The following is a 24278-nucleotide window of genomic DNA, read 5'->3' as shown; positions in this document are numbered from 1 at the left end:
AGGCTCTTGGGTTTCAGTACGCATGGGTGACGACCTGTTTCAGCGGCTGGCGAGGCAGGGCCACGCGTTGTTGGTGCGCGAGCAGCGCAAGCAGAATGACGGCACGCTTGTCGCCGTCATTGCACAGGAAGATCGCTTCCAGCCCGCTGCCTGAACGCTGGCGCAGGCCTGCAATCAGCCCATCGTTCACCGCGCAGGGTTGGGGGCCGAATGCCACGACGCGAGCTACGCCCCGTGTAGAGCGGATGGGGTACCAGCTGGCCTCGCGCGCTATGCGAATGAACAGGTAGCCAGGGAATAGGGGTGTAGGCACTAGCTGTGCTACCGATGCCCCTGCGGCGTATTCGGCGACCGGGAGGTAGCACTCGAACCCTTGGCGTACCAGGTGCGCTTGAGCACGCGCTTCCTGGCGCGGCTTGGTCTGGATCACGTACCACTGGGCAGCAGGGCAATGGGTAACGGGGCAGTGGGCAACGGCGGTGTCCATAGCGGCCTCCTAAGGCAGCGAAAGCGCGGCGTGGGCCGTGCTATGCAGGGTGGCCACGGGCTGTGGGGCTTCCCTTCGCGGCATGGGCAGCAACAGGCTGTACTGGTCCAGCCATTGGCGCACCTGCGCAACCGGGTTGAACATCAGCACATCGATGATCGACAGGTGAGACACGAACGGCTGGCTGAACTGGGGGTAGCTGATAGGGCCCATCTGGTGGAAACGCAGGCTCAGGCCGGCCTGGCGGAAGCGTGTGTCTTCATACAGCTCGCGGCCACCAATCGGGTTGACGTAGCGAGTGCCCCCTAGGCGGTGCATGGTCTTGATCACCCGGTCCTGCTTGTCGGTGATATCGCGGATGCCCAGTTCAGAGGCACGCAGAATGGGTGTGTCGATACCCAGGTAGGCGCAGGTTTCACGCAGGGTATGCTCCAGGTAGCGCGCCAGGTTGGTTTCCGGGTGGCGCAGCATGGTTTCGAGCAACGGCATTACGTTGGCGCGCTGGGGTGCACGGGCATAGTGCAGCGACAGGGTCTTGAGCAGGCTGTCGATGCTGCCTGCCCATGTATCGGCCAGGCGCCGCTGGTTGATCGCCAGGCCATGGGCGTCGCGGGCCAGGGGCAGGCTGAACAGCCACGGCTTGCCAGCGCACAGCACACGGTTGCGGTTGATCCAGCCGTCCTTGACGTATTGCAGGTCGTCCCCGAGCACGAACACGTCCGCACCGGCAATCAGTTGGAAGTAGCCCAGATAGGGGCACCAGTACGGCTGCATCATGGCGATGGTGGTGTTCATGGGTTGTCCTCCTTGAAGGGTGAGTGGCGCTTACTTGCGCGCGTCGCCGTAGTCGTAGCCATACGAGGCACAGTCGTACTCAGCAGTGGAGGCCTTGCGGACCACACCGTTGAAAATCGCGCCCTTGAGGTTCACGCCGTTCTGTTGCAGGCGGCGGCGGGCCACGTCGATTTCCCGGACGGTGCTCTGGCCGAAGCGGCTGACCATCATGCTGGTGCCAGCATGGCGGCCGATCAGGCTGGCATCGGTCACAGCCAATACAGGCGGGGTGTCGATAATCACCAGGTCGTAGTGCGGCGACAGCTCATTCAACAGCTGCGTGAAGCGCTCATGCATCAGCAGCTCGGAGGGGTTGGGCGCGGCATAACCGCAGGAGATGATCTGCAGGTGCTTCACCGGGGTGTCATGCACCACGTCCGCAACCGTCACCTTGCCGGCCAAGGCATCAGCCAGGCCATGGCGCGGCTGCACGCCAAACTGCTGGTGCAGGTAGCCTTTGCGCATGTCCGCATCGATCAGCAGCACACGCTTGCCGGCCTGAGCGCTCACCACCGCCAGGTTGGTGCAGACGAACGACTTGCCCACCCCTGGGGTAGGGCTGGTCATCATCAGCACAGGGTTACGGGCTTCGGCCATGGCGAAGTGCAAGCTGGTACGCAGGCTGCGCAAGGCTTCCATGGTGCCTTCTCGCGGCGCCACCACGCCCAGCAGGCGCGACGGTGCCTGGCCTTTGCGGGTTTGGCCGCGGTTCAGGCGTTCCTGCTGGCGCGACAGCGGCAGCGCGGCATACACCGGCAAGCCCAGTTGCTCCACGCTTTCAGGGTTTTCCACGCCACGGTAGAACGCCTGGCGCACGAACACGGTGGAGATGGCTGCCAGTGCTCCGAGCAGGGCGGCCAGGGCTACGATCAGCTTGCGCATGGGCTTGACCGGCTCTTCGACGTTGGCGTCGGCGCTGTCGATAATGCGCACGTTGCCAATGTTGCCGGCACGAATGATGTCCTGCTCCTGCACCCGGTTCAGCAGGTTGGTGTAGGTCTGGGTGGTCACTTGCATGTCACGGGTAAGGCGCAGCAGGTCCTGCTGGGTTTCCGGCAACTGGCTCACTTCACCCTGCAGCTTGGCTTTCTGGGCTTCAACCTGGGCGATCTGCTGGGACAAGGCGATGGACTGAGGGTGCTGGCGGGTGTAGAGGCGGTCCAGGTCCGTACGCTTGAGGCGCAGTTCCGAGAGTTGGTTGTCGTACGCCACGACCTGGCTGAGCAGTGCGCTGGTCTGCTGGCCGATGTCCACGGCGTGCGTGCGCAACTGGAAGGTATGCAAGGCGTTTTCGGACTTTTCCAGCTCGGCACGTACCACGGGCAACTGCGAGCGCAGGAAATCCAGCCGCTGGCCCGCTTCGGCCGAGCTGCGCTCCACGTTCTGGCGAACGTAACGGTCGCTCACTTCCTTGACCAATTGCACGGCGCGGGCCGGGTCGGTGTCCTGGATGGACAGGTAGACGATGCCTGAGTCCTTGCCGGCCTCGTTGACCTTCAGGCGCTCCTGGTAGTCCAGGGCGGTCGCCAGCTCACGGTTGCGCACAACGCGGAACTCAGTGCCCGGCCGTGCATTGAGTTGAGTGAGCAACAGGCTGACGCCATTGTTTTCGCTGGCAACACCTACCGTGCCGCTCAGCAGTTCGGTGCCGTTGGCGTCTTTGAGGCTGTAGCCGCCGTTGTCGCCAGCGGTCAACACCATAGGCAGGCCCAGCAGAGACGGTGGTACGTCCAGAGCGCCTACCGTGATGGCTTCGCCACCCCAGGCAAACTGGTCCAACCCCAGCGGGGCCGAGGCTAGCTGGCCTTTGGCAGGCGCAAACTGGCGTGCGTACCATTTGCCCAGCAGCGGTACGTAGCGCGGGGTGGCGGTCACATCCAGGTGCAGGTCCGTGATTACCCGGCCCAGCACAGCGCGAGACTTGATCAGCTCGATCTCGGTGGCGGCCTCGGACACAGACGTTGGCTTGCTATTGAACACCGGCGTAGCGTCCAGGCCGATCTTTTTCGGCTCTATCTGGATCATCGCATTGGCCTGGTAGACCGGTGTGGCCACGAGCGCATAGCCGGCCCCCAGCAGCGTGAATACCCCCACCACGGAAACGATCAAGGCCTTGTGGTCGAACAGCATGCGCAGCAGGCTGGCCACGTCGATACGGGCGTCCTGCTGGGGCTCAAGGCTGGTACGAGGCACTGTGTTCATGGTGTAGCTCCTGGGCCAAGGCCGCTGGCGTTGGCAATCGTTTCCGTAAAAGAGGCAGGGGGTGTAGGGCAGGTGTGGCGGGGTACGCCACCACCCGCGTCATCAGGCAGTGGCATGGTCAGCGGCCTCCCATGGGCAGCGTGAGGCGCCGGAACAGGTTGCGGCTGACATTGGTGAACACCAGCGCCAAGGCGCTGAGTTTCTGCCAGGGGGACACGGCTGCCAGCGACAGGCTGAACACTTGGGTGAGGAAGTATTCGTACAGCGCCTGGTTGCCCCGGTGGTGGTAGTAGTTGGCCAGGCAAGACGCGGTCTGCAGGGACATGTGCAGCTTTTTCTTCTCGCTGCGCATGGAGAAGATCCCGCCGCCATGCACCCGGTAGCCGCCTGGTGCAACATTGGCCAGGTACTTGCCCTTGCCATGGGCACCCAGCATCGACCACCAGCACACGTCCATCAGGGGCGCCAGTTCCAGCTCGCGGGGCAGCTCATGCAGCACGTTGCGAAAGCACGCCGTGAGGGTAGAAATGCGACGGCCCTGTTGCAGTTCCATGCTAGTAGCGTCGCGCTGCCAGGTGCGGCCAAGCTGAACCCCGTGCTCCCCCTGCTCATTGACCATCACCGCATCGTGGTAGGCGATCACGTAGTCAGGGTGCTGCTCAAGGAAGTCCACTTGCTTTTGCAGCTTCAGCGGGTCGGTCCAGTAGTCGTCACCGTCGCAGTAGGCCAGGTAACGCCCCTTGGCCATGTTGAACAGGGCAGGGTAGAACAGCTTGCCCTGGCGGAACTGGTTTTCGTCGTGCAGCACCGGCCGAATCAGGTTCGGGTAGCGCGCGGCGTAGGCTTCAATGACCTGGCGGGTGCCGTCGGTGGAAGCGTCGTCGTTGATCAGGATCTCGAACGCAAAGTCGGTGCGCTGGGCCAGGAAGCTCTCAATCGCTGCGCCGATGAAGGCCTTTTGATTGAAGGCAGGGCACACCACGCTCACAAGGGGAGCTGTTGCGCCGCCCCAGGTTTGCAGGATGTCGTGTTCGGTTCGGATGCTCATCGTCCTACGCTCGGTTTGCTCAACAAAAGAATGACGCGGGCCGCCAGCAGGCGATCGCTCCCAGCGACCACCGCCAAGGTGACAAGGCCGCAGATAGCCAGGCTTGCCATGGTCAGCAGGCGATTTTCTCCGGCCATCAGGCGTACGATCGGCTCGGCCAGGCCCAGGCCTACCAGCGTCATGAGGCTGATCCGCAGCATGTCCTTGAGCCATACGCCGTGAAGGCCGGGTGCCAAGTGGTTGTGCACCACCCGCGGCCAGATGGCGAAGGACAGCAGGCGCAGTACGAACCAGGCCGCCGCAGCGCCTTGGGCACCGCAGGCATTGATGGCCAGTACCATGACGGGAACGGTGATGGCGGCGGAGATCACGCTGTACCACACGTGCAGGCGGATGTGCCCGTAGGCGTATTGGAGGTGGTACTGGAAGGTGCTGGCCGCCATGATGGCGCTGCCCAGTGCATACCAGAACAGAACCGGCCGGCCCCAGTCAGCCGCGGCGTGGTCTCCGCTCCAGGCGTACAGCAGGTCGCCGGCATGAACAGCCATGACGCTGGCCAGGGGGAACAGCAACGTGCAGGTAAAGCGGCTGGCGCCCAGGTACAACTGGTGCAGTTCCTGGGCGCGCCCTTCGGCCAGCAGCACAGTCATGCGTGGCAGCAGGGTTTGCACTAGGGGGTTGATCAGCATGAGGATGCCAGTGGTCATCAAGGCCACCAGCGAGAAGTAACCGTATTCGGTCAGCAGCAGCCGCTCGGACAGCAGCATCTTGTCCAACTGGGTAAGCACGATCCACAGCACGGACGTAAAGGACAGGCTTACGGCGAACGGCACAATAGGCTTGACCAAGGCCCAGTTGAACCCGCTGAACCAGCGTGGCGCGGGCAGCTGAGCGTAGGCCTTGCTGGCGAAGATCAAGGTTTCGATCACTGCCACCACCAGCTGGAATTCGAAGAATACCAAAGCGTCCTGAGAGACTACGGCCACCAGGAACAGCCCACCGAAATACCGCAGCGTGGTGATCACTACGTTGGCGCCGTTGAGCCACCCATGCAGCTCCAGGCCCTGCAGGCCACTTTTGTAGAGGGTGGCGTACAGGCGCAGGGCGACCATCCCGCCCATCAGCGTGACGCACTGCACCAGGGTCGCGGCATCCAGCGCCTGGGCATTGAGCCAGTGTGCTGCGATCCAGGGGCTGCCTGCAGACACTCCCCACACGGTCAGCAGTGTCAGCGGCAGGAAGATCAGCTCGAACGAGCGCAGCAGCCAGCCACCTTCGTGGCTACCGGCCTTGTCAGCCTGCTGGTGATGGGCAATCTGCCGAACCAGTGACGGCGACAGGCCTACGTCCAGCAATTGCAGCCAGGTTTGCAGCACGGTGTAGAAACCGATCAGCCCATACACCTCTGCACCCAGGTGGTTGAGGTAGAACGGCATGATCAGAATGCCGATCAGCAGGGTATACGCCTGCCCAACGTAATTGAGGGTGGTGTTCTGGAACATTGATCGGCGCTTGGTCATCATGTGCTGGCTCCAGGTCACGGCTGGCGCGCAGGCGCGACGCTACGGCGTGCACGCTGCTGGTTGAGCGCAAGGATCAGCCGTGTTGCTGTGCTGCCAGCGTGGGGGTCACCGTAGTGGAACAGTGCGGTGGCACGGCGTACGTCCGGGCTGCACGGCTGGTTGGCATGCAGGGTGCGATAGCCCCAGAACAGGTAAACGTTGCCAGGCACCAGGGGCAACGTTTGGGGCTTGAGCCAGCCGGCCTTGATGCCATGGCCGATCAGGCGGCGGCTGGCCTTGTTCTGCAGCAGGGCTTTTTCGACCACGTTGATAGCAACACTGGAACGCACAGGGCGCAGGTTGGGAAACATCACCAGGTCACCGCGCTGCTCGCCTTCTTCAGGAATAAAGATGGGCACCAGTACCGTGAGCAGGGTGGCGTCATAGTGGAACGCGTTGGATTCGCGTGTGCCGCTGCCGCCTTGTACGCAGCGCAGCACGGGAAATATCTCACGGCTGGTGGCGGCTTCGCCGGTGGCATAGCGGTGGAGTTGGTCCAGGGTTGCCGACAGTTCCGGCGACGTGGCCAGCCGTGCCAGGGGGCTCCCCGCCAAGGCGTTCAAGCCGTGGTAGGCGAAGTACTGCCCGTTGTGGCGGTCGGCTTCGTGCGCCACGTACTGGCGAAGTTCAGCCAGGGCCTGGGCCGAAAACACTTGCTCGATAACAGCATGGCCGTGTTGGTCCATATCCTGGGCCAGGCGCGCGATAGACGTTGGGTCGTTGTAGGGCAATGGCGACATGAAAAGACACTCTATTCGTGAATTAACGCTTAACTTTCGAGCCAATACTGCCGACTCAGGGCAAAGCTACCGCCAGGCCCGTCGTATTCAACGAACCCAAACTTCGTGTTGTATCCAAGTAAACTTTAAAAACGCTACGCGCCTGTTTTAATCAGTGCGTTACAGTCAATAAAGGCAAAACCAAACAGCAAGCCGAACCCGTAAACACGTCAAAAATGAGTATTTTTGTTTGCCAGCCTGAGGGGTTGGAGCGGGTTTCACAGGTGCCTGGCATTGCGCAGGCCGCTGCGGTGTTTCCCGTCGGTGGGTGATATATCGGTTTTTAAGCGAAGCCTGTCAATCGCTTCAGATGAAAAAAACGCAGATAGTCAGAGCGACGCAGTTGTTGATTCTTAAGCCTTTGATTTTATTGATTATTTATTTTTGACGATATCGAAATGATGTCATTTTGACGTTGAGTGATGGCATATTTTTATAAGTTATTGATTTTATTGCTAAAATTTAGAAAATTTTTAGCTTTTGAGCGTGTTGCGGCCGTTTTCGGGGCCGCACTTGTGCGACCACCGTCAACGCCAAGGCGCCATCATAATGCCATCGCCTTGTGACACCTTTGGAGCCGTGTCGTTAAATTGACTGCGGGTGTGGCAAACCATAGAGGTCATTGCGCAAATCCAGCAGATAGGGGCTCGCTTGGCGGCAGGCAGCGAGCGCGTCTTTGGCCAATACGCTAAACAGCAAGCCCTCTTCAGTGGCTGACAATACCTGCTGGGTGCCATCGGGCTGGTTAAGGCTACTCAGGCCGCAATAGGTAAGGTCGGCTTCAGGCCCACTGTAGTTGGCATAGGCCAGGTAACAGCCATTCTCGTAGGCCCTGGCCCTGACGGTCACGTCGGCTACAAACTCGAACCCCACCATATTGGCGGTGGGCACCAGTACAAGATCCGCACCGGCCAATGCCAGGTGGCGAACGGCCTCTGGAAATTCCACGTCATAGCAGATCAGCAAACCAAGGTTCCAGCCGTTGAGTTTAGCCGTTACAAAGCGGCCATCGCCTGGTGTGAACATGGCGCGGTCCAGCCCCCCGAACAAGTGTGCTTTGCGGTAGTTCAGCAACCGCTGCCCTTGGCTGTCCACCAACTGGGCCGCATTGTAGATGGCGCCATCAGGGCCGGCTTCCGGGTAGCCATAGGCAATCGCAATGCCTAGCCGTTGTGCCGTGGTGGCAACGTGCTTGAACCCGGCGCCGTCAGCCGGCTGGGCACGCTCGGCTGCCGCCTGTGCCCCAATGTTGTAGCCACTGAGGAACATTTCCGGGAACACCACCAGGTCGGCACCTTGGCCAGCGGCCTGGGTAGCCCAGGCCTCCAGCCGCGCTAGGTTGTCCTCAGGTGCGTGCGGCCCTGCGGGGCCTTGGTAGAGCGCTATTCGCATGGGCGTCAGTCCGGTAGGGCGACGGGGCCTAAGGCGTCGAACACATCGCCAGGGCCTGGGTTGCTAGGGAAGGTGGTGCCGCCAAAGTGATTCATGATCCCCCACACAGCATTCAGCGACGTTTGCACGGCGCCTTCTACCCAGGCTGGGGTCCAGGACACGTCGTCGCCCGCAATGAAGATGCCGCGCTGTTCAGCAGGCATGTCCCGCTGCATGAAGTGGGCGTACATACGCTGGTTGTAGCGGTAATGCCCAGGCAGGGCACCCTTGAACGCACCCAGGAAGTGAGGGTCGGCTTCCCATGAAACGGTGATGGGGTCCCCGATGATGTGCCCGGCGATGTCCACCGTAGGGTAGATTTTCTTCAGCGCGTCCAGGGCTAGCTTCACTCGCTTCTCCACAGGGTGAGGCAGCATTTTCAGGGCATCGCTCATCCAGGAGTAGGACAGGCAGATGACCCCCGGCTTGCCCTCGCCGTTGTCGAACAGGTAAGTGCCGCGGGTAAGGCGATCCGTCAGGGTCATGCTCATGGTGTCACGGCCGGTCACCGGGTCCTTGTCCTTCCAGAAAGGCCGGTCGACCATCACAAAGGTCTTGGACGACTGCATATAACGGGTACGGTCCAAGGCCATCCATAACTTCTGGGAGAACAGCGATTCTTCGCATTCGATCTGGGTGGTCAACAGCCAGCTTTGGCAGGTCGCCAATACAGCTGGGTAGGTGCGGGTATGGCCCCATACGTCGGTGACCGCGAACTCACCGTTGGTTGCCCGCGCTATTTTCTGCACACCACACCGTGGTGCGCCGCTGTGCAGGCTGCTCAGGCTAGTGCCCGCTGGCCAGTGGGCACAGCGCTCGGGCACATGCCGCCAGATACCCAGGGGCACCTGTTCAACGCCACCCACCACCAGGTGCTGGTGGTCATCGCAGTTGGTCATGACTACCCGGAGGATTTCCAACATGGAGTTGGGAAAATCCGAATCCCAGCCGCCCGTGCCGAAGCCGACTTGCCCGAACACTTCACGGTGCTGGAAGGTCAGCCCCGCAAAGGACTTGGAGGTGGCTACAAAATCATAGAAGGTGCGGTCGTCCCACAGGGGGACCAAGGTGTCCCACAGGGTTTTGAGTTTAGTGACGTCGCGGTCGCGGATGGCCTGCTGGATGTCGCCGAAATGAGCCCGCTCTTGCAGAGCGTCGGCCCAGGCATCGGCCACTTCGTGGAACAGGGCAGGGAGGTCGGCCACGTTTTCTGCGTAATAGGTTTGCCCTTCCAGGTCGATCACCGTGCTGCCTGAGGCAGACGTGAGCGGGTTGGGAAAGGGCCGGGTTTCCAGCCCCAGCATGTCTACATAATGGTAGAAAGCAGTGGAGGACACAGGAAAACGCATACCGCCCAGCTCAGCAATAATGCCCTCAGCGGCCTCGAATGGCTGAGAGCGTAAACGCCCGCCCAGCCGCGACGCCTCATACACCACTGGCCGAAGGCCTAGCTTCATCAGTTCATACGCGGCCACCAGCCCTGAAATGCCCGCCCCGATAATGGCAACCTCTTTGCCGTGGTTGCCTTCAGGGATGCTGCCCAGGCCCTGGGGGTGGGTGATCCACTCATCGAAGGCAAAAGGGAAGTCTGGCCCGAATACGGTAATAGGCTTGGCGAAGCCGGCAGGGTGGCGGTCAGGTTTGAGCATGGGCACCTCGTGGAATGCAGTCAGAACAGTATAGGTAAGCTGCTGAGCATTCTAGGGAGGTACTGGCACGTTATTAAGACGCATTGTGTTGTCTTTTTGTGCGTTTTTCTGCCGTAATGACAACGCGAGGGGTAATTATGACCGTTAGGGGCTTTGCCTGAGTCAAAGGCCTTAGCTGCGACCCCGGTCCACCTTTGTACTCAGAATGATCGAAGTGGTGGTTTTGTCTACGCCTTCCAGTGCGCCAATCTCATCCAACAGTTCGTCCAGCGCTTCTGGCGAATCGGTGTGCAGCCAGGCGACATAATCGAATTCGCCGCTCACAGCGCACAGCTGCTGCACTTGGGCCATGGTACCCAAGCGCTTGAGCACTTCCCGGCCTGCCTTGGGCTGCACCGTAATACCCACGTAAGCCTGTAGCCCGCCGGTAAGGGCCCGTTGAGCCAGGCGAACGCCGTAGCCCACGATAACCCCATTGCGCTCCAGGCGGGCCAAGCGCGAGGTGACGGTGGTACGGGCAATACCCAGTTTGCGTGCGAGGGTGGCAACGCTTTCACGTGCGTTGACCTGTAGGGCGGCGATCAGTTGACGGTCTACCCCGTCGAGGGAAAAAGCGCTTTGGTCGTTCATCTCGGCTCAAACGCGTAGGGGCGTACCGCTATCCTAGTAAACCCCGACTCTTGCGTCACTTCTTATTGTACGGGCGTGTATGTAGGCCTAAATTTTTGTTTTGGCGCCAAATGCACGGCGACTGGTTATCACCCTATTTAATAATTTGAAGTGGCCTGTAAGTAATTATCGCTATAGTCGCGTGCCAGCCAATTGCCGCCTTGTTAAAGCAGCCACTTCACTGCGCCTTGTTGTTAAAGCGCGGAACACTCACAGGAAACATGCGACATGAAACACGGACTTGATGATGCCTTGAGGGGGGCATGGCCACTGCTGTTGCTGTGCATGGCGATCAGTGCGAGTTTTCTGGCGGCCAGTGGTCCCGTGCAGTGGGCAGACAGCGGCACTTTGCTTGCCGATGCGGCAGGTGGGCAGTGTTTCAGTGGCGCCGACGGGCCCTGGGCGCACCCGCTGTACCGTTGCCTTACAACGGGCGTGTACGCACTGTTCGGCTTCCAAGCCCTCAGCATGCTCAATGCCCTGCTGTTGCTGCCGTTAGCGGGCGCCCTGTATTGGTTGGCACGTAGCCTGGGTGCGATGCGAAACCTGGCCGTGCTGGCAACGGCGGTTGCCGTGTTGTCACATGCAGTGTTCTGGGTGTCCACCAAAGCCGAGGTGTACCTGTTTCATTCGGTGTTCGTGGTGCTGGCCTACGGGCTGTACGTTGAACGCCGCAGCGGGCTGGGCCAAGCCGCCAAACTATTGTTGATCGGATTGCTCACCGGTCTGGCCGCCAGCATCCATGCCTTGACCTTTGTGGTGCTGCTACCTCTGTACCTGCGCCTGCTGTGGGAGCAGCGGGGCTGGGTGCTGCTCACCTTGCCTGCGGCTGTGATTGGCTTCTGTGCGGCTTACCCTGGGCTGATAACAGGTCTGGATTCCGGCCTGGGCCAGTTGGAGGCACACCGCCTTTACACGGTGGAGGCTTCTCCCTACGCCAACACAGAGCACTGGGCAGACAACCTGCTGCGCTTCGACGTGCTATGGCACGAACGCAAAGCTGTGGCCTTGCTCTGCCTGTCATTGCTGGGCCCGTCGGTGCTGGGGCTAGTGATAGTGCCGAAGAACCGCCAGTTGCGGCTGCTGTGGTGGGCGCTGGTGGTGAACGTGGTGTTCGCCGCGTCCTACAACATCATGGAGCGGTTCACGCTATTCGTCCCAGGCGCCGCCTTTGCCGCTGTGCTGGGCGTGATACACCTGCACGCGCTGCTTCCTCATAACCGCAAGGGTGCATGGGCGCTGCGCCTGTGCGCGTTATGCTCGCCTGCGCTGCTCCTATCGATGTGGGTGCTGTATGCCGCTGGCGCCGTGTCGCTGCCTGTGCGTACCGAAGCACTGCCTTATCGGGACGACATTCACTACTACATGGTGCCCTACCTGCGCGATCGCTCGGCCCAGGCATTGGCCCATTATTATGACCAGGCATCGCCGCCGGGTGCCTTGATCCTGGCAGACGATATGCCTATGGGCGCACTGCGCTCAGCCCAGGCCGCTGGCCTGCTACCGGGCAGGGTAGTGCAGCCGTGCGATACCGTGAATGACGTAAGCGCTTACATACAGGGGCCAGGTGCCTTTCTACCGCGTACCAGTTTCTGTGAAGGCGTAAAGGCACGCTTCAGTCTGGAACCTGTAAGCGTCGGGTATCAACTGGTGGCGCCTTACCGTTGATCCGCGCAATGGCAATCTGCCTTGAACGCCGTCTCGCTCATTTGAGCCAAAGGTGGGGTAAGGGTGTGAAACACACCTACCGCCATGCCCATGGCGCCCTGCAGATTGCCGAGGATTCACCATGCGCTCACCTCGTTTTGTTCGTTGTGCCCTAGTCGCTGCCGTTGCTGCGGCAGGCCTGGCTACGCTGGCCGGCTGTGCCCGTGACCCAGAGAAGCCAACCCTGTCCGAACTGGCCGTAAGCTCTACCAAAAGCCTATTTCGCACAGACAGCGACATGCAAAAGGTACTGAATGCCCAAGCGGCCTTCGACCCCAAGGCCATCGAAAAAACCACGCCAGATGAAGCGCGCAAGCAGCCTACAGTGGCTGATGGTGTAAAGCGCGTACTGGCTGACCAGAAACGTGACAGCAGCCCCACCGCGCTGGTGCCGGGCGTGACCACCAAGGACATTACAGTTGCAGGCGCCGCAGGTAACTTGCCTGCAACGGTCTACACCCCGGCCGGTACTGGGCCTTTCCCGGTAGTGCTGTACTTCCACGGCGGTGGTTGGGTTATCGCTGACCGTACGGTGTACGACGGGGGTGCTCGTGGCTTGGCCAAGCAAGCCAATGCCATTGTGGTTTCGGTGGACTACCGCCGCGCGCCAGAATACAAATTCCCGGCAGCCCACCAGGATGCCGTAGCCGCGTACCGCTGGCTTACCACTAACGCCGCCAGCATTGGGGGTGACCCGAAGCGCTTGGCACTGGCCGGTGAAAGCGCTGGCGGTAACCTGGCTGTGGCGACGGCCATTGCCGTGCGTGACCAAGGCCTGACCGCACCCAAAAGTGTAGTAGCCGTATACCCAGTGGCTCAGACTAATACGGACACTGAGTCCTACCTTAAATACGCTGATGCCAAGCCCCTCAACCGTCCCATGATGTTGTGGTTCGTGGCCAACGTCACCAAAAGCCCGGCAGACCTGAAAGACCCACGCCTGGACCTGGTGCATGCCGACCTGCATGGTCTGCCACCGGTAACCTTGATCAATGCTGAAATCGACCCGTTGCGTGATGATGGCGCACAGTTGGAGCAGGCACTGCGTACCCAAGGTGTCAGTGTGGAGCGCAAGCTGTATGACGGCGTGACCCACGAATTCTTCGGCACCGCTGCCGTGGTGGAGAAGGCTCAGGAAGCACAAGCCTACGCGGGCGCCCGTTTGAAGGCGGGTTTCTAAAGGCATATTGGGCGGCTACAGGCGCCTGCCTAGCCGCCCGCATCCACATCAAGCGCAACGAGAACGTCGCCGGTTGCAGCCTGTCAAACCCCCATCAAACACATTTCCCAGGGGGCACCATGAACATCTTCGAAGCCTTGCGCGCCAGCCATGACCGTCAGCGGGGCTACGCTGAAGCACTGCTGCAAACCCACGGCGACAGCGCAGAACGCAAAGACGCCTACCAACGGCTGAAAGCCGAGCTGCAAGCCCATGAAACAGCCGAAGAACGCTGCTTCTATATTCCTCTGATGGCCCATGACAATGGGGTAGACCTGAGCCGCCACGCCATCTCCGAGCACCATGAAATGGACGAGATGATGGAAGAGCTGGATGCCACTGAGATGTCCAGCCCAAGCTGGCTGGCCACTGCCAAGAAGCTGTCCGAAAAAGTGCATCACCATTTGAAAGAGGAAGAGCACAAGTTCTTCCAGGCCGCGGGCAAGCTTCTGGATGACAAGCAAAAGCAAACGCTGGCCGATGACTACCTCACTGAGTATGACAAGCAGCTGGTGACCGCCTGACGTTTACACTTAGGCTGGGCGCTTCAACGGCGCCCCACAAGGTACTGAACACCCTCCGGCCCGAATACCTCCGAATGCGGCTCATTTGCCTGCAAATGAAAGAGCCCCCTTGTTTTTACGTACGCGCTGAAGCAGGGGTGTGAACGGCCAACTTGCTTTGAGGTACCAAGGCCTTTTTCGAACGGGTGCGCCAGGCTCTAGGTGTGGCGCCTGAACGCACGGCCCGGTGGCCCGCCCTTTTAAAGCGCTGTGCTCCTTCAATGGGTGCCAATCACTACAGCTAGTAATTAAAGCCCGTAGAATTTTTTGCTGTGTCTTCCATAAATTTCTTATTAGACTCTTGTTGTTTTGCGCGAATCTCATTGAGCAAGTTTTGAGTATCTATCCGACGTTCTTCATGGAGCTTAAGACCGTTCAGTGCTATTTCGTGTTTTTCTGCTCTTCTTGCTAGTTTTCTTTCCCTTCTTTTCCGTATTCTTTTCCTTCTATCTTGCCTTGCTTCCCTTATCACTTTTAGTGCGTGCCGTATTTCAGCCTTGGCCGGCTTCGCTGACTGGCGTGGCTGTTCAGGGGCCGCCTCTTTGGGTAGTCCGAGATCAGGCTCAAGGTCTCTGTGTACGTTTTCGGACGAGTGTGGGGCCGTATCCTTGGGAGCCGGCTGCGGTGGCATCTGTGTTCGTGCTTTTTGTGATGAAGGCTGCTGCTGGCTCAGCCTTTGAAACATCGAATTCAAACCCGCGCCCGGAGGTGGGCGATGAGGTAGCTGCGACGTATCCGCCCCAGGTTGGCCCTGAGGGGTGGTTGAGGGCGACGGGGGCGGGGTTGTACCGGTTTGAGATGAAGGGTTCCAGGGCTGTGGTTTTTCGCCTGGGTTTTTACCCTGCATATAGATACCCGCCAGGTTCACGCCTTCGCCTTGCTTCTCGAACTGTACTATCGGTTTATGATCAATTCTCTGATTGTTCGAGTCCCGCCCAGGAATGGGGTGGGTGTCATAGGCGAGGTCGCTTGCCTTGAAATGCTCGGAAATGTGCTGGAACAGCTCTCCGCTTTTAATGCTTTTGACGATGTCTGCGGCGATCGCATCCCCGGCTTTACTAGCCTCTTCCAATATTTTGAGCGACGCTTTATTGAGCGCGACTTTGAGCCTGGGTACAAAAATTTTGTCTACGGCTTGGCTTGCCGCGCTTTTCGCCTGCATAGCAAAATTGCTAATCGCACCTACGCCCATTGGAACTCCCCCTCTTTGGGAGCTAAGTGGTCGTTTTTGCGCATGGGTTCCATTAGCGGCGAAAAAATGTCGACCCGGCCATGGCGCGGTCTCTAGGCCGTTACAATCATGGCTTGACGGGCAACAACCCCAAGGCAGGTGAACCCATGTGTGGCCGCTATTCCGTGTACAAATCCATGGACCACTACCTGCGCGAGCTGGGCGCTCACCAGTTGGTGATCGACTACGTACCGCCCGAGCCGGTGAACCGCTACAACGTGGCCCCTACCACCAAGTGCCCGGTGATCCGTGCCAGTGCCGAAGGCATTCACCTTGAAGCGGTGAAATGGGGCTGGAGCCCGTTCTGGGCCAAAGGCAAACGGCCGGCCCCTATCAACGCCCGAATCGAGACAGTAGCCACCGGAAAGTTCTTCAAGCAGCTTTGGCCGCAGGGCCGCGTTCTGGTGCCGGCTGATAATTGGTTCGAGTGGGTCAAGGATTCTGACGACCCCAAGAAAAAGCAGCCGTATTGCATTCGGCTCAAGACCCAAGCGCCGATGTTCTTCGCCGGGTTGGCGCAAGTGCACCCAGGGCTGGAACCCCACGATGAAGACGGTTTTGTGATCATCACAGACGCCAGCGATGCGGGCATGGTGGACATTCACGATCGACGACCCGTGGTGCTAAACCCTGAAGCCGCAAGGGCCTGGCTTGAGCCTGGCCTGGAGGTGGAAACGGCCTTGGAGGTCATCCAACAGCAAAGCCGACCAGTTGCTGATTTTGAGTGGTACGCAGTAGGCAAGGCTGTGGGCAACGTGAAGAACCAGGGGCCTGAACTGATCGACCCTTTGAGTACGTAAACGCGTACACCGTAACGCTGTAATCTGAGGCGCAGCAAAACCGACGGGATGGGTAGTACGGTTGCTTCACCTTCGGCCCGCGGATGCCTCACCCTCAAGAGTGGCGTAACCCTTAGCGGCGCTGGTGCGGGTGCCACCACCTTCAAGCTGGCTGATGGGGCGGCTGGGGTAGACGGCATCCTGTCCTTGCAGGTGAGGATTTAGGGAAACTAAGGCTTTTTACTGTAATGGCTCGGCCGCAACGATCTGATATCGGGTGCTACGCCCGCCCCCAGGCAAACGAGCAATGCAGCCCCGCTCCAGAAGGTCGCTCAAATGCCGCGTTGCAGTGGCCTTGGAGACCTTGGCAACGGCTTGGTATTGAGCGGCACTGAGGCCGTTCTCAAAACCACGTTCGCCGCCGTCCAGCAAGCGATTCAGCACTTTAACCTGTTCAATGGACAAGGCCTGGTCGCGGTGCGCTTGCCAGAACCGCGCCTTGGCCAACACCCGATCAATGCGTGCCAAGGCCTGTTCCAGGCTCTTGAGCAACGTGCTCAGGAACCACTGGAGCCAAGCGGTGATATCAAGGCTGCCTTTCTGGCTGGCCTCAAGGATGCGGTAATAGCCTGCACGGTCCTCAAGGATGCTTGCTGACATGGCATAAAAGCGTATGGCCCGGGGTTCGCCTTGGGCTAGAGCCATGTCGGTAATAACCCGCGTAAGGCGGCCATTGCCATCGTCAAAGGGGTGCAGGGTAACGAACCAGAAATGGGCAATACCTGCTCGCAGCAAAGGGTCCAGGGAGGCATCGTTACGGCTGGTATCGAACCAGGCCAGGAAGGCGGCCAGTTGCTGGTCTAGCCCTTCGCGAGGGGGGGCCTGAAAGTGGACGGTGGGTCGATCAATCCGGCCAGAGACCACCTGCATAGGTGCTTCACCTCGCAGTTCACCCACCCGTAACGGGTGAGCCAGCAAGCCCTCAACCGGCGGGAACAACCATTGGTGCCAGCTCAATAAACGCTCTAGCGAGAGGCGCGACTGACATTGGCGCGTGGCATCCATAAGCAGCTCCGCCAGCCCCTCTGAGCGGGGGGTAGTGCGGCTTTCTTCGGCCAGGCCCAACCGCCTGGCGAGCGATGAACGTACGGACTCTACATTCAGTGGCTCATCTTCAATGGCCGAGGAGGTAATAATGTTTTGCAGCATGGCATCCAGGTTACTGCGGGCTCCCGTATCCTGGCCAACAGCGCCAAGCCTGCCCAGCAATAATCCCTGTGCATGCGTGCAGGCACGCAGTAGCGGGGCCAGCTGTTCAAGTTGCCAATTGAAACGCGGCCATTCGGGCTGCTGCCAGATCCAGTGGAAAGAGGTCATCATCATTGCTCACACGTGAGCCGATTAGCCACTCTATTCGGCTCATGATATGAGCCGAATAGTGAAGGCTATTCGGCTCATTGTCCAACCTTGGGAGGTTGGAAGACCAAGCTCTGGCACCATCAGCAGCATCACCCTGTTCGCCTTGCACAGGGTTGTGCGCCTTAAGCCTGGGGGAGTTAAGTGGTCTATCCTGAGGTCGATTACGCAGCGTTGCCCCCACCCTTGTCCGGCACCAGGAATAATGTAATGGCTACCCTCTTCAACGTGAAAGATTACGGCGCGGTAGGCAATTCGCGTACGGACGACACCCAGGCCATTCAGGCCGCCATCGACGCGGCTGCGGCAGCAGGCGGTGGCACGGTGTACATCCCTACTGGGACGTACAGGGTCAGCACCCAAAGCTCAGGTACCGTGCTGGTGCTTAAAGACAATGTGACGCTTGAAGGGGGTGAAAAGGCAGGCGCTATTCCCCTGATCCAGCTGGACCCGGACGCCTCTAAAGGCGACATCGATGGCATTGTGCGCATCGAAGGCACGGATACGCGTATCAACCACCTCTATATCGAGGGCTATACCCCCTACGATGGCGAGGTGAGCGCGGTGTCTGTGGGTAACAACGTAAACGTTACGCTCGACCAGCTGTATGCGAGCAGCGTCACGGGCGCGGCGATGGACTTTCGGGCCCAAGGCAGCCAGGTGCTGCTGACCAACTCCAGTGCGGGCTTCAGTGGTACCGGCATTCTGGCCGAGGGCCTGGTCAACAGTACCTTCAGCGACGTTACGGCCAGCGACAACGACAACGACGGCCTGGACCTGACAGGGCCGCTCACTCTGCTGGACGTACACACTTACAACAATAACGGGACAGGCCTGATCCTGAGGGGCGATGCCCAGGGGCGGACGGCCACCGTGGAATCCGGTAATAGCAACAGCAACGGCGGCCCGGGTGTATTGATCGATAACGCCCAAGGCGCTGTGCTCGACCACGTTTGGGTATCGGACAACGGCTCCTCGGGCATTGTGGTTCAGAGCGCTCAAGGCACCCAGATACTGGGCAGCGAGATTGCCAGTAACGCTCAGTATTTCAAGGCGGCCCCGGAAATCCTGATCAAAGACAGCACTGGTACGCAGGTGCTGGGTAATACCCTGGGTGACCAGATCCTGGGCGAGGTGGGCATGCCCACCTATGGTGTAGAAGAGCAGGGCAGTTCCAATACCAGCCTTATAGAAGGCAACTTCATCGGCGGCATGCCACAAGGCGAGGCCAAACTGGTGGGCGCGGGCTCGGTCGAGATCAATAACACCGCGGTGATGACCACGTACGGCACCGCTGGCAACGACACCATCAACCACTACCAGGCGACCTATGACACGTTGATGTACGGCGGCGCTGGCAGCGATACGCTGATCGGCGGCAGGGGGGACGATACCTTGATCGGTGGCGCGGGCGCAGACCTGATGTTCGGCTACCAAGGCCATGACACCTTCCGCTTCACCCAGCTGACGGACAGCTTCGCCACCGCCACGGGCAGCTTCGCGGACACGATCAATGGGTTCAACGTCAATCAAGATACCCTCGATGTGACCGCGCTGGGCTTCAAAGGGCTGGGCAATGGGCACAAGGGCACACTGGCGCTCAGCTATGATACCGACGCTGGGCTTACCTACCTGTCCAGCCTTGATGCCAACGCCCAAGGCCAGCGGTTCCAACTGGCCCTGGACGGCGACTATCGCGGCCGCTTGACGAACGACAACTTCCTGACCTTGATCAACGGCACCTCCGGCGATGATGACCTGCGCGGCACTACCCATGGGCGTGACACCCTGGTCGGCGGTGACGGCAGGGATGTGCTTGCCGGCCTGGGCAGCGACGACCGTTTGATTGGCGGCGCCGGGGCCGACCGGCTATATGGCGGGGCGGGCGCGGACACCTTCGTATACACCAGGCTCACGGACAGTCAGGTTGACGCCACCGGCCATGACCTCAGCCGCGATCTGATCCAGGACTTCAACGGTGCCGAGCATGATCAGGTTGACCTCACCGCGCTGAACTTCACCGGCCTGGGCGATGGCTATGGCACCACCCTGGCGCTGACCTATGACAGTGCCCGGGATGTCACCCGCCTCACCTCCAAGGAAGCAGACAGCCAGGGTCACTTTTTCCAGATTGCGTTCAAGGGCGATCACCAGCAGGACCTGGCGTCCAATGCCCTTCAGTTCAAGCCGCTGGAAGGGGACCGCATCACGTCCTCGTATAACAACGACGATTCCCGCGTGACCGGGACCGCAGGTAACGACTTGTTGGAAGGCGGCGCAGGCAGGGAGCAGCTCTACGCCTTGGCGGGCGATGACGTGGTGCGTGGAGGCCCAAATGCCGACGTGATCGTAGGGGGGCTTGGGGCCGATCGCCTCAGCGGTGGCAGTGGGAGCGACCATTTTGTTTTCGAACAAGTAGAAGACAGCTACCGCACAGCCAATGAAAACCATACCGACCTGATCAGCGACTTCAGCACAGGCTCAGACAGTCTAGACGTCAGAGCCCTAGGTTTTAGCGGAAGCGGCAATGGGTACGATGGCACCCTGAACATTCACTACAACGCCTCCACAGACCGCACCTACGTGCGAGACCTGGAAGGTGATGCTCAAGGGCGGTTCTTCCAGGTGGCGCTGAGTGGCGACCATGTTGCGGAGCTCAACACGTACGGCGGCATCTACTACGGGCGTGTGGGCACCACGGAAGCCACGGCTCTGACACTGCTGGGTACTGCGACGGCAACGGATGACGCTGCGGCTGCTTGATTGTTGGTTGGCGGGTGGGGGTGGGGTGTGATGCCTGTCTTCACCTGCCAGGGGAGCATTTGGTTACTGTAGTCGCTAGTTCCAATGAATATTAATTAAGAAAGTGTGCTGCTATACGAAGAAGAATAAGGCAGAAAATTAATAAAGAACCTACGATGATAGGTGCTATTAAAAGTTTTTTGTAAAAAAGAGGAAGGTTTCCTACCTCGGCGCTATCAATCAACCCGCGTTTCGCATGAATGTTGGGCATCATTAGAATGGTGGCGATTATCCCTCCTCGCATGATTTTTCCTAACAAACCCACGTGGCCCCAGATTTTTTTGGTGTCATTCACGTAAGGGCAGTTTGATAAGCGTGCCTCTATGGTTTCAATGTATTTGTTTGCAATAAATGCTATTGCGCAACATACAGTAATTAAAAGCCCTAATACAAGACCACTGGCCAGGCCGATTTGAATAGTATTCATCACTTCATATTGCCGTATAAAACTTCACCAAAAGCTCTACCGCTCACCGCTCACCGCTCACCGCTCACCGCTCACCGCTCACCGCTGCGACTCCCTGAGCAGCGATTGTTGCGTTTATATCATCAATGCTTACTGGTTTCGTCGGCTTGCGAATCATGCCTTTGAGGGCTTGAACAGGATGATTGGATGGCTTGATGGCAAACTTCCCGCGCTCTGGCTCCACGGATTCAATCCGATCACCAGCCCCCGGGCCAAGGGATGCGCGAATCCGGGCCGGAATGGTGGCTTGCTCTTCAGACGTTAACGTTGCAGTGGTCATAAGGCTTTCCTGCTGAAAATTTGTGTTCCTTACCTTTATGTAAGGAGTCACGAAAATCAAGAAAATCCTCTATGCCTTTATTGAGGCTGGTGGCATGCCATAGCGGTAGGGGTAGCAGTGCTGGCGCAGCGCTTCGCGATCGTTGCCTTTGTCTGCAAGCAGCACGTGCAACGTTGGCGGGAGCGACCATATTGAGTCGGCACATGAGCGCCAGCGAGCAGTGGCTGTGTATGGGTGATGGCACTGCCACCTGAGAGGCCTCCAAAGGTCTGCTGACGCACCACCGCTGTACCGCTTTTTTACCCTCGGCCCATAGAGCCGTATCCAAGGTGCTCCCACCAGAAACGCGAAAGCCGCGCAATGCGCGGCTTTGAAGTTGGTGGGCCCACACGGACTCGAACCGTGGACCAAAGGATTATGAGTCCTCTGCTCTAACCAACTGAGCTATAGGCCCTTTAGAGAGCCGCGATTATAACGAGGGTTTTGGTTGGGTGCCATCCGAAATAGCCATTCGTTGGCATCTGCATGTGTCTAAACCACAGGCAGCAGAGGGGTAGGGCAGTACGGCGTGTCCAAAACAGAAAACCCCAGGCAAGGCCTGGGGTTTCTTGTAAAGCGCGTTACACACTCAGCAGCGCATCACTCGTCCAGGAACGAGCGCAGGTGCTCGCTACGGGTGGGGTGGCGCAGCTTGCGCAAGGCCTTGGCTTCGATCTGGCGGATACGCTCGCGGGTCACGTCGAACTGCTTGCCCACTTCCTCAAGGGTGTGGTCTGTGTTCATGTCGATGCCGAAACGCATGCGCAGCACTTTGGCTTCGCGTGCAGTAAGGCCAGACAGGACTTCGCGGGTCGCTTCCTTCAGGCTTTCCACCGTAGCCACGTCGATCGGGGACTGCATGGTGGAGTCCTCGATGAAGTCGCCCAGGTGGGAGTCTTCGTCGTCACCAATCGGCGTTTCCATGGAGATCGGCTCTTTGGCGATCTTCAATACCTTACGGATTTTATCCTCAGGCATTTCCATGCGTTCGCCCAGCTCTTCCGGCGTCGGTTCACGACCCATTTCCTGCAGCATCTGGCGGGAAATGCGGTTGAGCTTGTTGATCGTCTCGATCATGTGCACCGGAATACGGATGGTGCGTGCCTGGTCGGCAATAGAGCGAGTGATCGCCTGGCGAATCCACCAGGTGGCGTACGTGGAGAACTTGTAACCACGACGGTATTCGAACTTGTCCACCGCCTTCATCAGGCCAATGTTGCCCTCCTGGATAAGGTCCAGGAACTGCAGGCCACGGTTGGTGTACTTTTTGGCGATGGAGATCACCAGGCGCAGGTTCGCCTCGACCATTTCTTTCTTGGCGCGGCGAGCCTTGGCTTCGCCGATGGACATGCGACGGTTGATGTCCTTGATTTCAGCGACGGTGAGGCCGGTTTCGGCTTCAAGGTCGATCAGCTTCTGCTGGCAACGCTCTACCTCAGCCTGCACACGGCCGATGGCTTCAGCGTATTTCGCCTTGCCGCGGGCCAGGAAGGCTGCCCAGCCCTGGTCCACTTCGTTGGTAGGGAACAGGCGCAGGAAGTCTGCACGGGGCATACGAGCGTCACGTACGCACAATTGCATGATGGCGCGCTCTTGCGCACGCACGCGGTCCAGTGCACCACGCACCACCTCGACCAGCACTTCGAACTGCTTGGGCACCAGCTTGATCGGCATGAACAGCTCGGCCAGCTGCAGCATTTCGACAACAGCCTCCTTGCTGGCACGGCCGTGCTTCTTCAGTACCTTGCGGGTGACCGCCAGCTGCTCGGCAACAGCGCCGAAGCGTTGCTGGGCAATGAGCGGGTCTGGGCCGCTTTCGACTTCGTCTTCTTCCGAATCGCTGGCGTCGTCATCCTCGTCGTCGTCCTTCTCGGCCACGGGTGCGGCTTTCGGGTCGACAGGCGGTGGCATGTCCGAGGGGCTGGCGATGGCGTCGTCAGGGTCGATGTAACCGCTAAGCACATCCGACAGGCGGCCACCTTCGGTGGTGACACGGTCGTATTCGCTGAGGATATAGTCGACGGTACCCGGGAAGTGGGAGATAGCCCCCATGACTTCACGAATGCCTTCTTCGATACGCTTGGCGATTTCGATTTCGCCTTCGCGGGTCAGCAGCTCTACGGTGCCCATTTCACGCATGTACATGCGCACTGGGTCCGTGGTGCGGCCAATATCGGTCTCGACGGCGGCCAGCGCAGCGGCGGCTTCTTCGGCTGCGGCTTCGTCCGTGTCGGCTTCGGCCAACAGGAGAGCGTCCGCATCCGGAGCAGTCTCGAATACGTTGATCCCCATGTCGTTAATCATGCGGATGATGTCTTCCACCTGCTCCGGATCTGAAATATCCTCGGGCAGGTGGTCGTTGACCTCGGCGTAAGTCAGGTAACCCTGCTCACGACCACGGGTGATCAACTCTTTGATACGAGATTGCTGTTGCGCTTTTCCGGACATAACACCCTATCCACTGAAGGTCTTGGCGGGCAAAAAACAAGCCGAGGATTATACCCGAGCTAGGACCTCACACGCCAGTTGAGGTCGGGTTTTGTGCGTTTGCGTTTTGGCTGAGCAGTTCGCGCAGCAGGTTTTTTTCCTCTGCGCTCAGGTCGCCTTGCCGAGCCTTTCGAAGCAATAATTCCAGGCTGCGCTCACGTTGGCGGGCTGACAGTCTGGAAATAGTGTCGAAAAACTGTTGTTCAAGGTTGTCGGCATCAATCAACCATTCTTTCTCTGCCAAGGCCCGTAACAGGCGCCCTTGGTCAGTCCCGTGCCACCGGGCAATCAGTTGCAGAGCACGTAGCCGAGGGTTTTTCTGTAGCGCCTCGAGCAGCGCGACCAGCAATTGAGCATGCTTCTGATCTTCATCGGCCAATTGGCTGGCAACTTCAACTTTCGTCGCCAGTTCCGGGTGGTGCAGTAACGTTCGTAGTGCGCTGAGCGTAGGTGGTTCCACAGCGGCCGGTATTCTTGGCCCCTTGGGCACGAAATCTCCGCGCTGGCCGGTGCGGTCCCACTTGCCGTCGCGTTTTTTACCGCCGTACCCGTTACCTTGCTTACGCGGCGCCCAGGCCTGCTCCGGCTCATACGCAGGCGCTTCCAGGTACGCTGGCATATACGCCTC

Annotated in this window: 19 protein-coding genes, 1 tRNA gene and 1 pseudogene; 5 read left to right on the top strand and 16 right to left on the bottom strand. The window is 59.4% G+C overall.

Going from position 1 to position 24278, the window contains the following annotated elements; genetic code table 11:
• Positions 1-13: 13 nt before the first annotated feature.
• From HBH25_RS18465 to HBH25_RS18425, 9 genes are all read right to left on the bottom strand, one after another.
• The gene (locus tag HBH25_RS18465) at positions 14-487 is read right to left on the bottom strand and encodes a transcription termination/antitermination NusG family protein (RefSeq protein ID WP_168085407.1); all 474 of its coding nucleotides are present in this window, start codon (positions 485-487) and stop codon (positions 14-16) included.
• Between the two features lie 9 nt (positions 488-496).
• The gene (locus tag HBH25_RS18460; RefSeq protein ID WP_168085406.1) at positions 497-1282 is read right to left on the bottom strand and encodes a WbqC family protein; all 786 of its coding nucleotides are present in this window, start codon (positions 1280-1282) and stop codon (positions 497-499) included.
• 30 nt (positions 1283-1312) lie between these two features.
• Entirely contained in the window at positions 1313-3523 is a 2211-nt protein-coding gene (locus HBH25_RS18455) for a polysaccharide biosynthesis tyrosine autokinase (RefSeq protein ID WP_168085405.1), read from the bottom strand.
• 118 nt (positions 3524-3641) lie between these two features.
• Positions 3642-4571 (bottom strand): glycosyltransferase family 2 protein, encoded by a 930-nt coding sequence (locus tag HBH25_RS18450; protein WP_168085404.1) that lies wholly within the window; start codon positions 4569-4571, stop codon positions 3642-3644.
• The gene (locus tag HBH25_RS18445) at positions 4568-6091 is read right to left on the bottom strand and encodes a lipopolysaccharide biosynthesis protein (RefSeq protein WP_168085463.1); all 1524 of its coding nucleotides are present in this window, start codon (positions 6089-6091) and stop codon (positions 4568-4570) included. Before HBH25_RS18445 ends, HBH25_RS18450 begins: the two co-directional genes overlap by 4 nt.
• Positions 6092-6108: 17 nt before the next feature.
• Entirely contained in the window at positions 6109-6873 is a 765-nt protein-coding gene (locus HBH25_RS18440) for a hypothetical protein (RefSeq protein ID WP_168085403.1), read from the bottom strand.
• A 624-nt stretch (positions 6874-7497) separates the two neighbouring features.
• A complete protein-coding gene (locus tag HBH25_RS18435) occupies positions 7498-8304 on the bottom strand; it encodes a carbon-nitrogen hydrolase family protein (protein WP_168085402.1) in 807 nt (268 codons plus the stop codon).
• 5 nt (positions 8305-8309) lie between these two features.
• Entirely contained in the window at positions 8310-9992 is a 1683-nt protein-coding gene (locus tag HBH25_RS18430) for a flavin monoamine oxidase family protein (RefSeq protein ID WP_168085401.1), read from the bottom strand.
• 171 nt (positions 9993-10163) lie between these two features.
• A complete protein-coding gene (locus HBH25_RS18425) occupies positions 10164-10622 on the bottom strand; it encodes an Lrp/AsnC family transcriptional regulator (protein WP_168085400.1) in 459 nt (152 codons plus the stop codon).
• A 267-nt stretch (positions 10623-10889) separates the two neighbouring features.
• Between HBH25_RS18425 and HBH25_RS18420 the strand changes: the two genes are divergently transcribed.
• From HBH25_RS18420 to HBH25_RS18410, 3 genes are all read left to right on the top strand, one after another.
• A complete protein-coding gene (locus tag HBH25_RS18420) occupies positions 10890-12329 on the top strand; it encodes a DUF2723 domain-containing protein (RefSeq protein ID WP_168085399.1) in 1440 nt (479 codons plus the stop codon).
• A gap of 121 nt (positions 12330-12450) precedes the next feature.
• Complete coding sequence (locus HBH25_RS18415) at positions 12451-13548, top strand: alpha/beta hydrolase (protein ID WP_168085398.1); 1098 nt, start codon at positions 12451-12453, stop codon at positions 13546-13548.
• A 119-nt stretch (positions 13549-13667) separates the two neighbouring features.
• Positions 13668-14111, top strand: coding sequence for a hemerythrin domain-containing protein (locus HBH25_RS18410; RefSeq protein ID WP_168085397.1), 444 nt, complete (start codon positions 13668-13670; stop codon positions 14109-14111).
• Between the two features lie 280 nt (positions 14112-14391).
• On the opposite strand, the gene HBH25_RS18405 is transcribed toward HBH25_RS18410, so the two are convergent.
• Positions 14392-15342, bottom strand: a complete 951-nt coding sequence (locus tag HBH25_RS18405) for a hypothetical protein (RefSeq protein ID WP_168085396.1) — start codon at positions 15340-15342, stop codon at positions 14392-14394.
• 146 nt (positions 15343-15488) lie between these two features.
• On the opposite strand from HBH25_RS18405, the gene HBH25_RS18400 reads away from it, so the two are divergent.
• A complete protein-coding gene (locus HBH25_RS18400) occupies positions 15489-16181 on the top strand; it encodes an SOS response-associated peptidase (protein ID WP_168085462.1) in 693 nt (230 codons plus the stop codon).
• A gap of 219 nt (positions 16182-16400) precedes the next feature.
• Here HBH25_RS18400 and HBH25_RS18395 read toward each other — a convergent pair whose 3' ends face one another.
• Positions 16401-17537, bottom strand: coding sequence for a Fic family protein (locus tag HBH25_RS18395; RefSeq protein ID WP_168085461.1), 1137 nt, complete (start codon positions 17535-17537; stop codon positions 16401-16403).
• Positions 17538-17786: 249 nt separating this feature from the next.
• On the opposite strand from HBH25_RS18395, the gene HBH25_RS18390 reads away from it, so the two are divergent.
• A complete protein-coding gene (locus HBH25_RS18390; RefSeq protein WP_168085395.1) occupies positions 17787-20339 on the top strand; it encodes a M10 family metallopeptidase C-terminal domain-containing protein in 2553 nt (850 codons plus the stop codon).
• 91 nt (positions 20340-20430) lie between these two features.
• On the opposite strand, the gene HBH25_RS18385 is transcribed toward HBH25_RS18390, so the two are convergent.
• The 5 genes and pseudogenes from HBH25_RS18385 to HBH25_RS23820 all read right to left on the bottom strand — a co-directional run.
• Positions 20431-20805 carry a hypothetical protein gene (locus HBH25_RS18385; protein WP_168085394.1) on the bottom strand — a complete coding sequence of 125 codons (375 nt, stop codon included), beginning with the start codon at positions 20803-20805 and terminating at the stop codon, positions 20431-20433.
• Positions 20806-20869: 64 nt separating this feature from the next.
• Positions 20870-21124: an AbrB/MazE/SpoVT family DNA-binding domain-containing protein gene (locus tag HBH25_RS18380; protein WP_168085393.1), complete on the bottom strand. Its 255-nt coding sequence runs from the start codon at positions 21122-21124 to the stop codon at positions 20870-20872.
• A gap of 377 nt (positions 21125-21501) precedes the next feature.
• Positions 21502-21578 (bottom strand) — tRNA-Ile (locus HBH25_RS18375).
• Positions 21579-21763: 185 nt separating this feature from the next.
• Positions 21764-23611: an RNA polymerase sigma factor RpoD gene (rpoD, locus tag HBH25_RS18370; RefSeq protein ID WP_168085392.1), complete on the bottom strand. Its 1848-nt coding sequence runs from the start codon at positions 23609-23611 to the stop codon at positions 21764-21766.
• A gap of 67 nt (positions 23612-23678) precedes the next feature.
• A pseudogene (locus HBH25_RS23820) lies at positions 23679-24242 on the bottom strand (DNA primase); the annotation flags it as partial.
• Between the last annotated feature and the right edge of the window lie 36 nt (positions 24243-24278).

It is taken from the genome of Pseudomonas quercus (assembly GCF_012033695.1).
GTDB lineage: Bacteria > Pseudomonadota > Gammaproteobacteria > Pseudomonadales > Pseudomonadaceae > Aquipseudomonas > Aquipseudomonas quercus.
Note: the sequence above shows the minus strand (reverse complement) of the source record. Positions and strands in the feature narration are given on the sequence as shown.

What these genes read in the sequence shown, in the direction of transcription:
- HBH25_RS18465 (WP_168085407.1), bottom strand. Translation starts at nt 487, where the DNA reads ATGGACACCGCCGTTGCCCACTGCCCCGTTACCCATTGCCCTGCTGCC.
- HBH25_RS18460 (WP_168085406.1), bottom strand. Translation starts at nt 1,282, where the DNA reads ATGAACACCACCATCGCCATGATGCAGCCGTACTGGTGCCCCTATCTG.
- HBH25_RS18455 (WP_168085405.1), bottom strand. Translation starts at nt 3,523, where the DNA reads ATGAACACAGTGCCTCGTACCAGCCTTGAGCCCCAGCAGGACGCCCGT.
- HBH25_RS18450 (WP_168085404.1), bottom strand. Translation starts at nt 4,571, where the DNA reads ATGAGCATCCGAACCGAACACGACATCCTGCAAACCTGGGGCGGCGCA.
- HBH25_RS18445 (WP_168085463.1), bottom strand. Translation starts at nt 6,091, where the DNA reads ATGACCAAGCGCCGATCAATGTTCCAGAACACCACCCTCAATTACGTT.
- HBH25_RS18440 (WP_168085403.1), bottom strand. Translation starts at nt 6,873, where the DNA reads ATGTCGCCATTGCCCTACAACGACCCAACGTCTATCGCGCGCCTGGCC.
- HBH25_RS18435 (WP_168085402.1), bottom strand. Translation starts at nt 8,304, where the DNA reads ATGCGAATAGCGCTCTACCAAGGCCCCGCAGGGCCGCACGCACCTGAG.
- HBH25_RS18430 (WP_168085401.1), bottom strand. Translation starts at nt 9,992, where the DNA reads ATGCTCAAACCTGACCGCCACCCTGCCGGCTTCGCCAAGCCTATTACC.
- HBH25_RS18425 (WP_168085400.1), bottom strand. Translation starts at nt 10,622, where the DNA reads ATGAACGACCAAAGCGCTTTTTCCCTCGACGGGGTAGACCGTCAACTG.
- HBH25_RS18420 (WP_168085399.1), top strand. Translation starts at nt 10,890, where the DNA reads ATGAAACACGGACTTGATGATGCCTTGAGGGGGGCATGGCCACTGCTG.
- HBH25_RS18415 (WP_168085398.1), top strand. Translation starts at nt 12,451, where the DNA reads ATGCGCTCACCTCGTTTTGTTCGTTGTGCCCTAGTCGCTGCCGTTGCT.
- HBH25_RS18410 (WP_168085397.1), top strand. Translation starts at nt 13,668, where the DNA reads ATGAACATCTTCGAAGCCTTGCGCGCCAGCCATGACCGTCAGCGGGGC.
- HBH25_RS18405 (WP_168085396.1), bottom strand. Translation starts at nt 15,342, where the DNA reads ATGGGCGTAGGTGCGATTAGCAATTTTGCTATGCAGGCGAAAAGCGCG.
- HBH25_RS18400 (WP_168085462.1), top strand. Translation starts at nt 15,489, where the DNA reads ATGTGTGGCCGCTATTCCGTGTACAAATCCATGGACCACTACCTGCGC.
- HBH25_RS18395 (WP_168085461.1), bottom strand. Translation starts at nt 17,537, where the DNA reads ATGACCTCTTTCCACTGGATCTGGCAGCAGCCCGAATGGCCGCGTTTC.
- HBH25_RS18390 (WP_168085395.1), top strand. Translation starts at nt 17,787, where the DNA reads ATGGCTACCCTCTTCAACGTGAAAGATTACGGCGCGGTAGGCAATTCG.
- HBH25_RS18385 (WP_168085394.1), bottom strand. Translation starts at nt 20,805, where the DNA reads ATGAATACTATTCAAATCGGCCTGGCCAGTGGTCTTGTATTAGGGCTT.
- HBH25_RS18380 (WP_168085393.1), bottom strand. Translation starts at nt 21,124, where the DNA reads ATGACCACTGCAACGTTAACGTCTGAAGAGCAAGCCACCATTCCGGCC.
- rpoD (WP_168085392.1), bottom strand. Translation starts at nt 23,611, where the DNA reads ATGTCCGGAAAAGCGCAACAGCAATCTCGTATCAAAGAGTTGATCACC.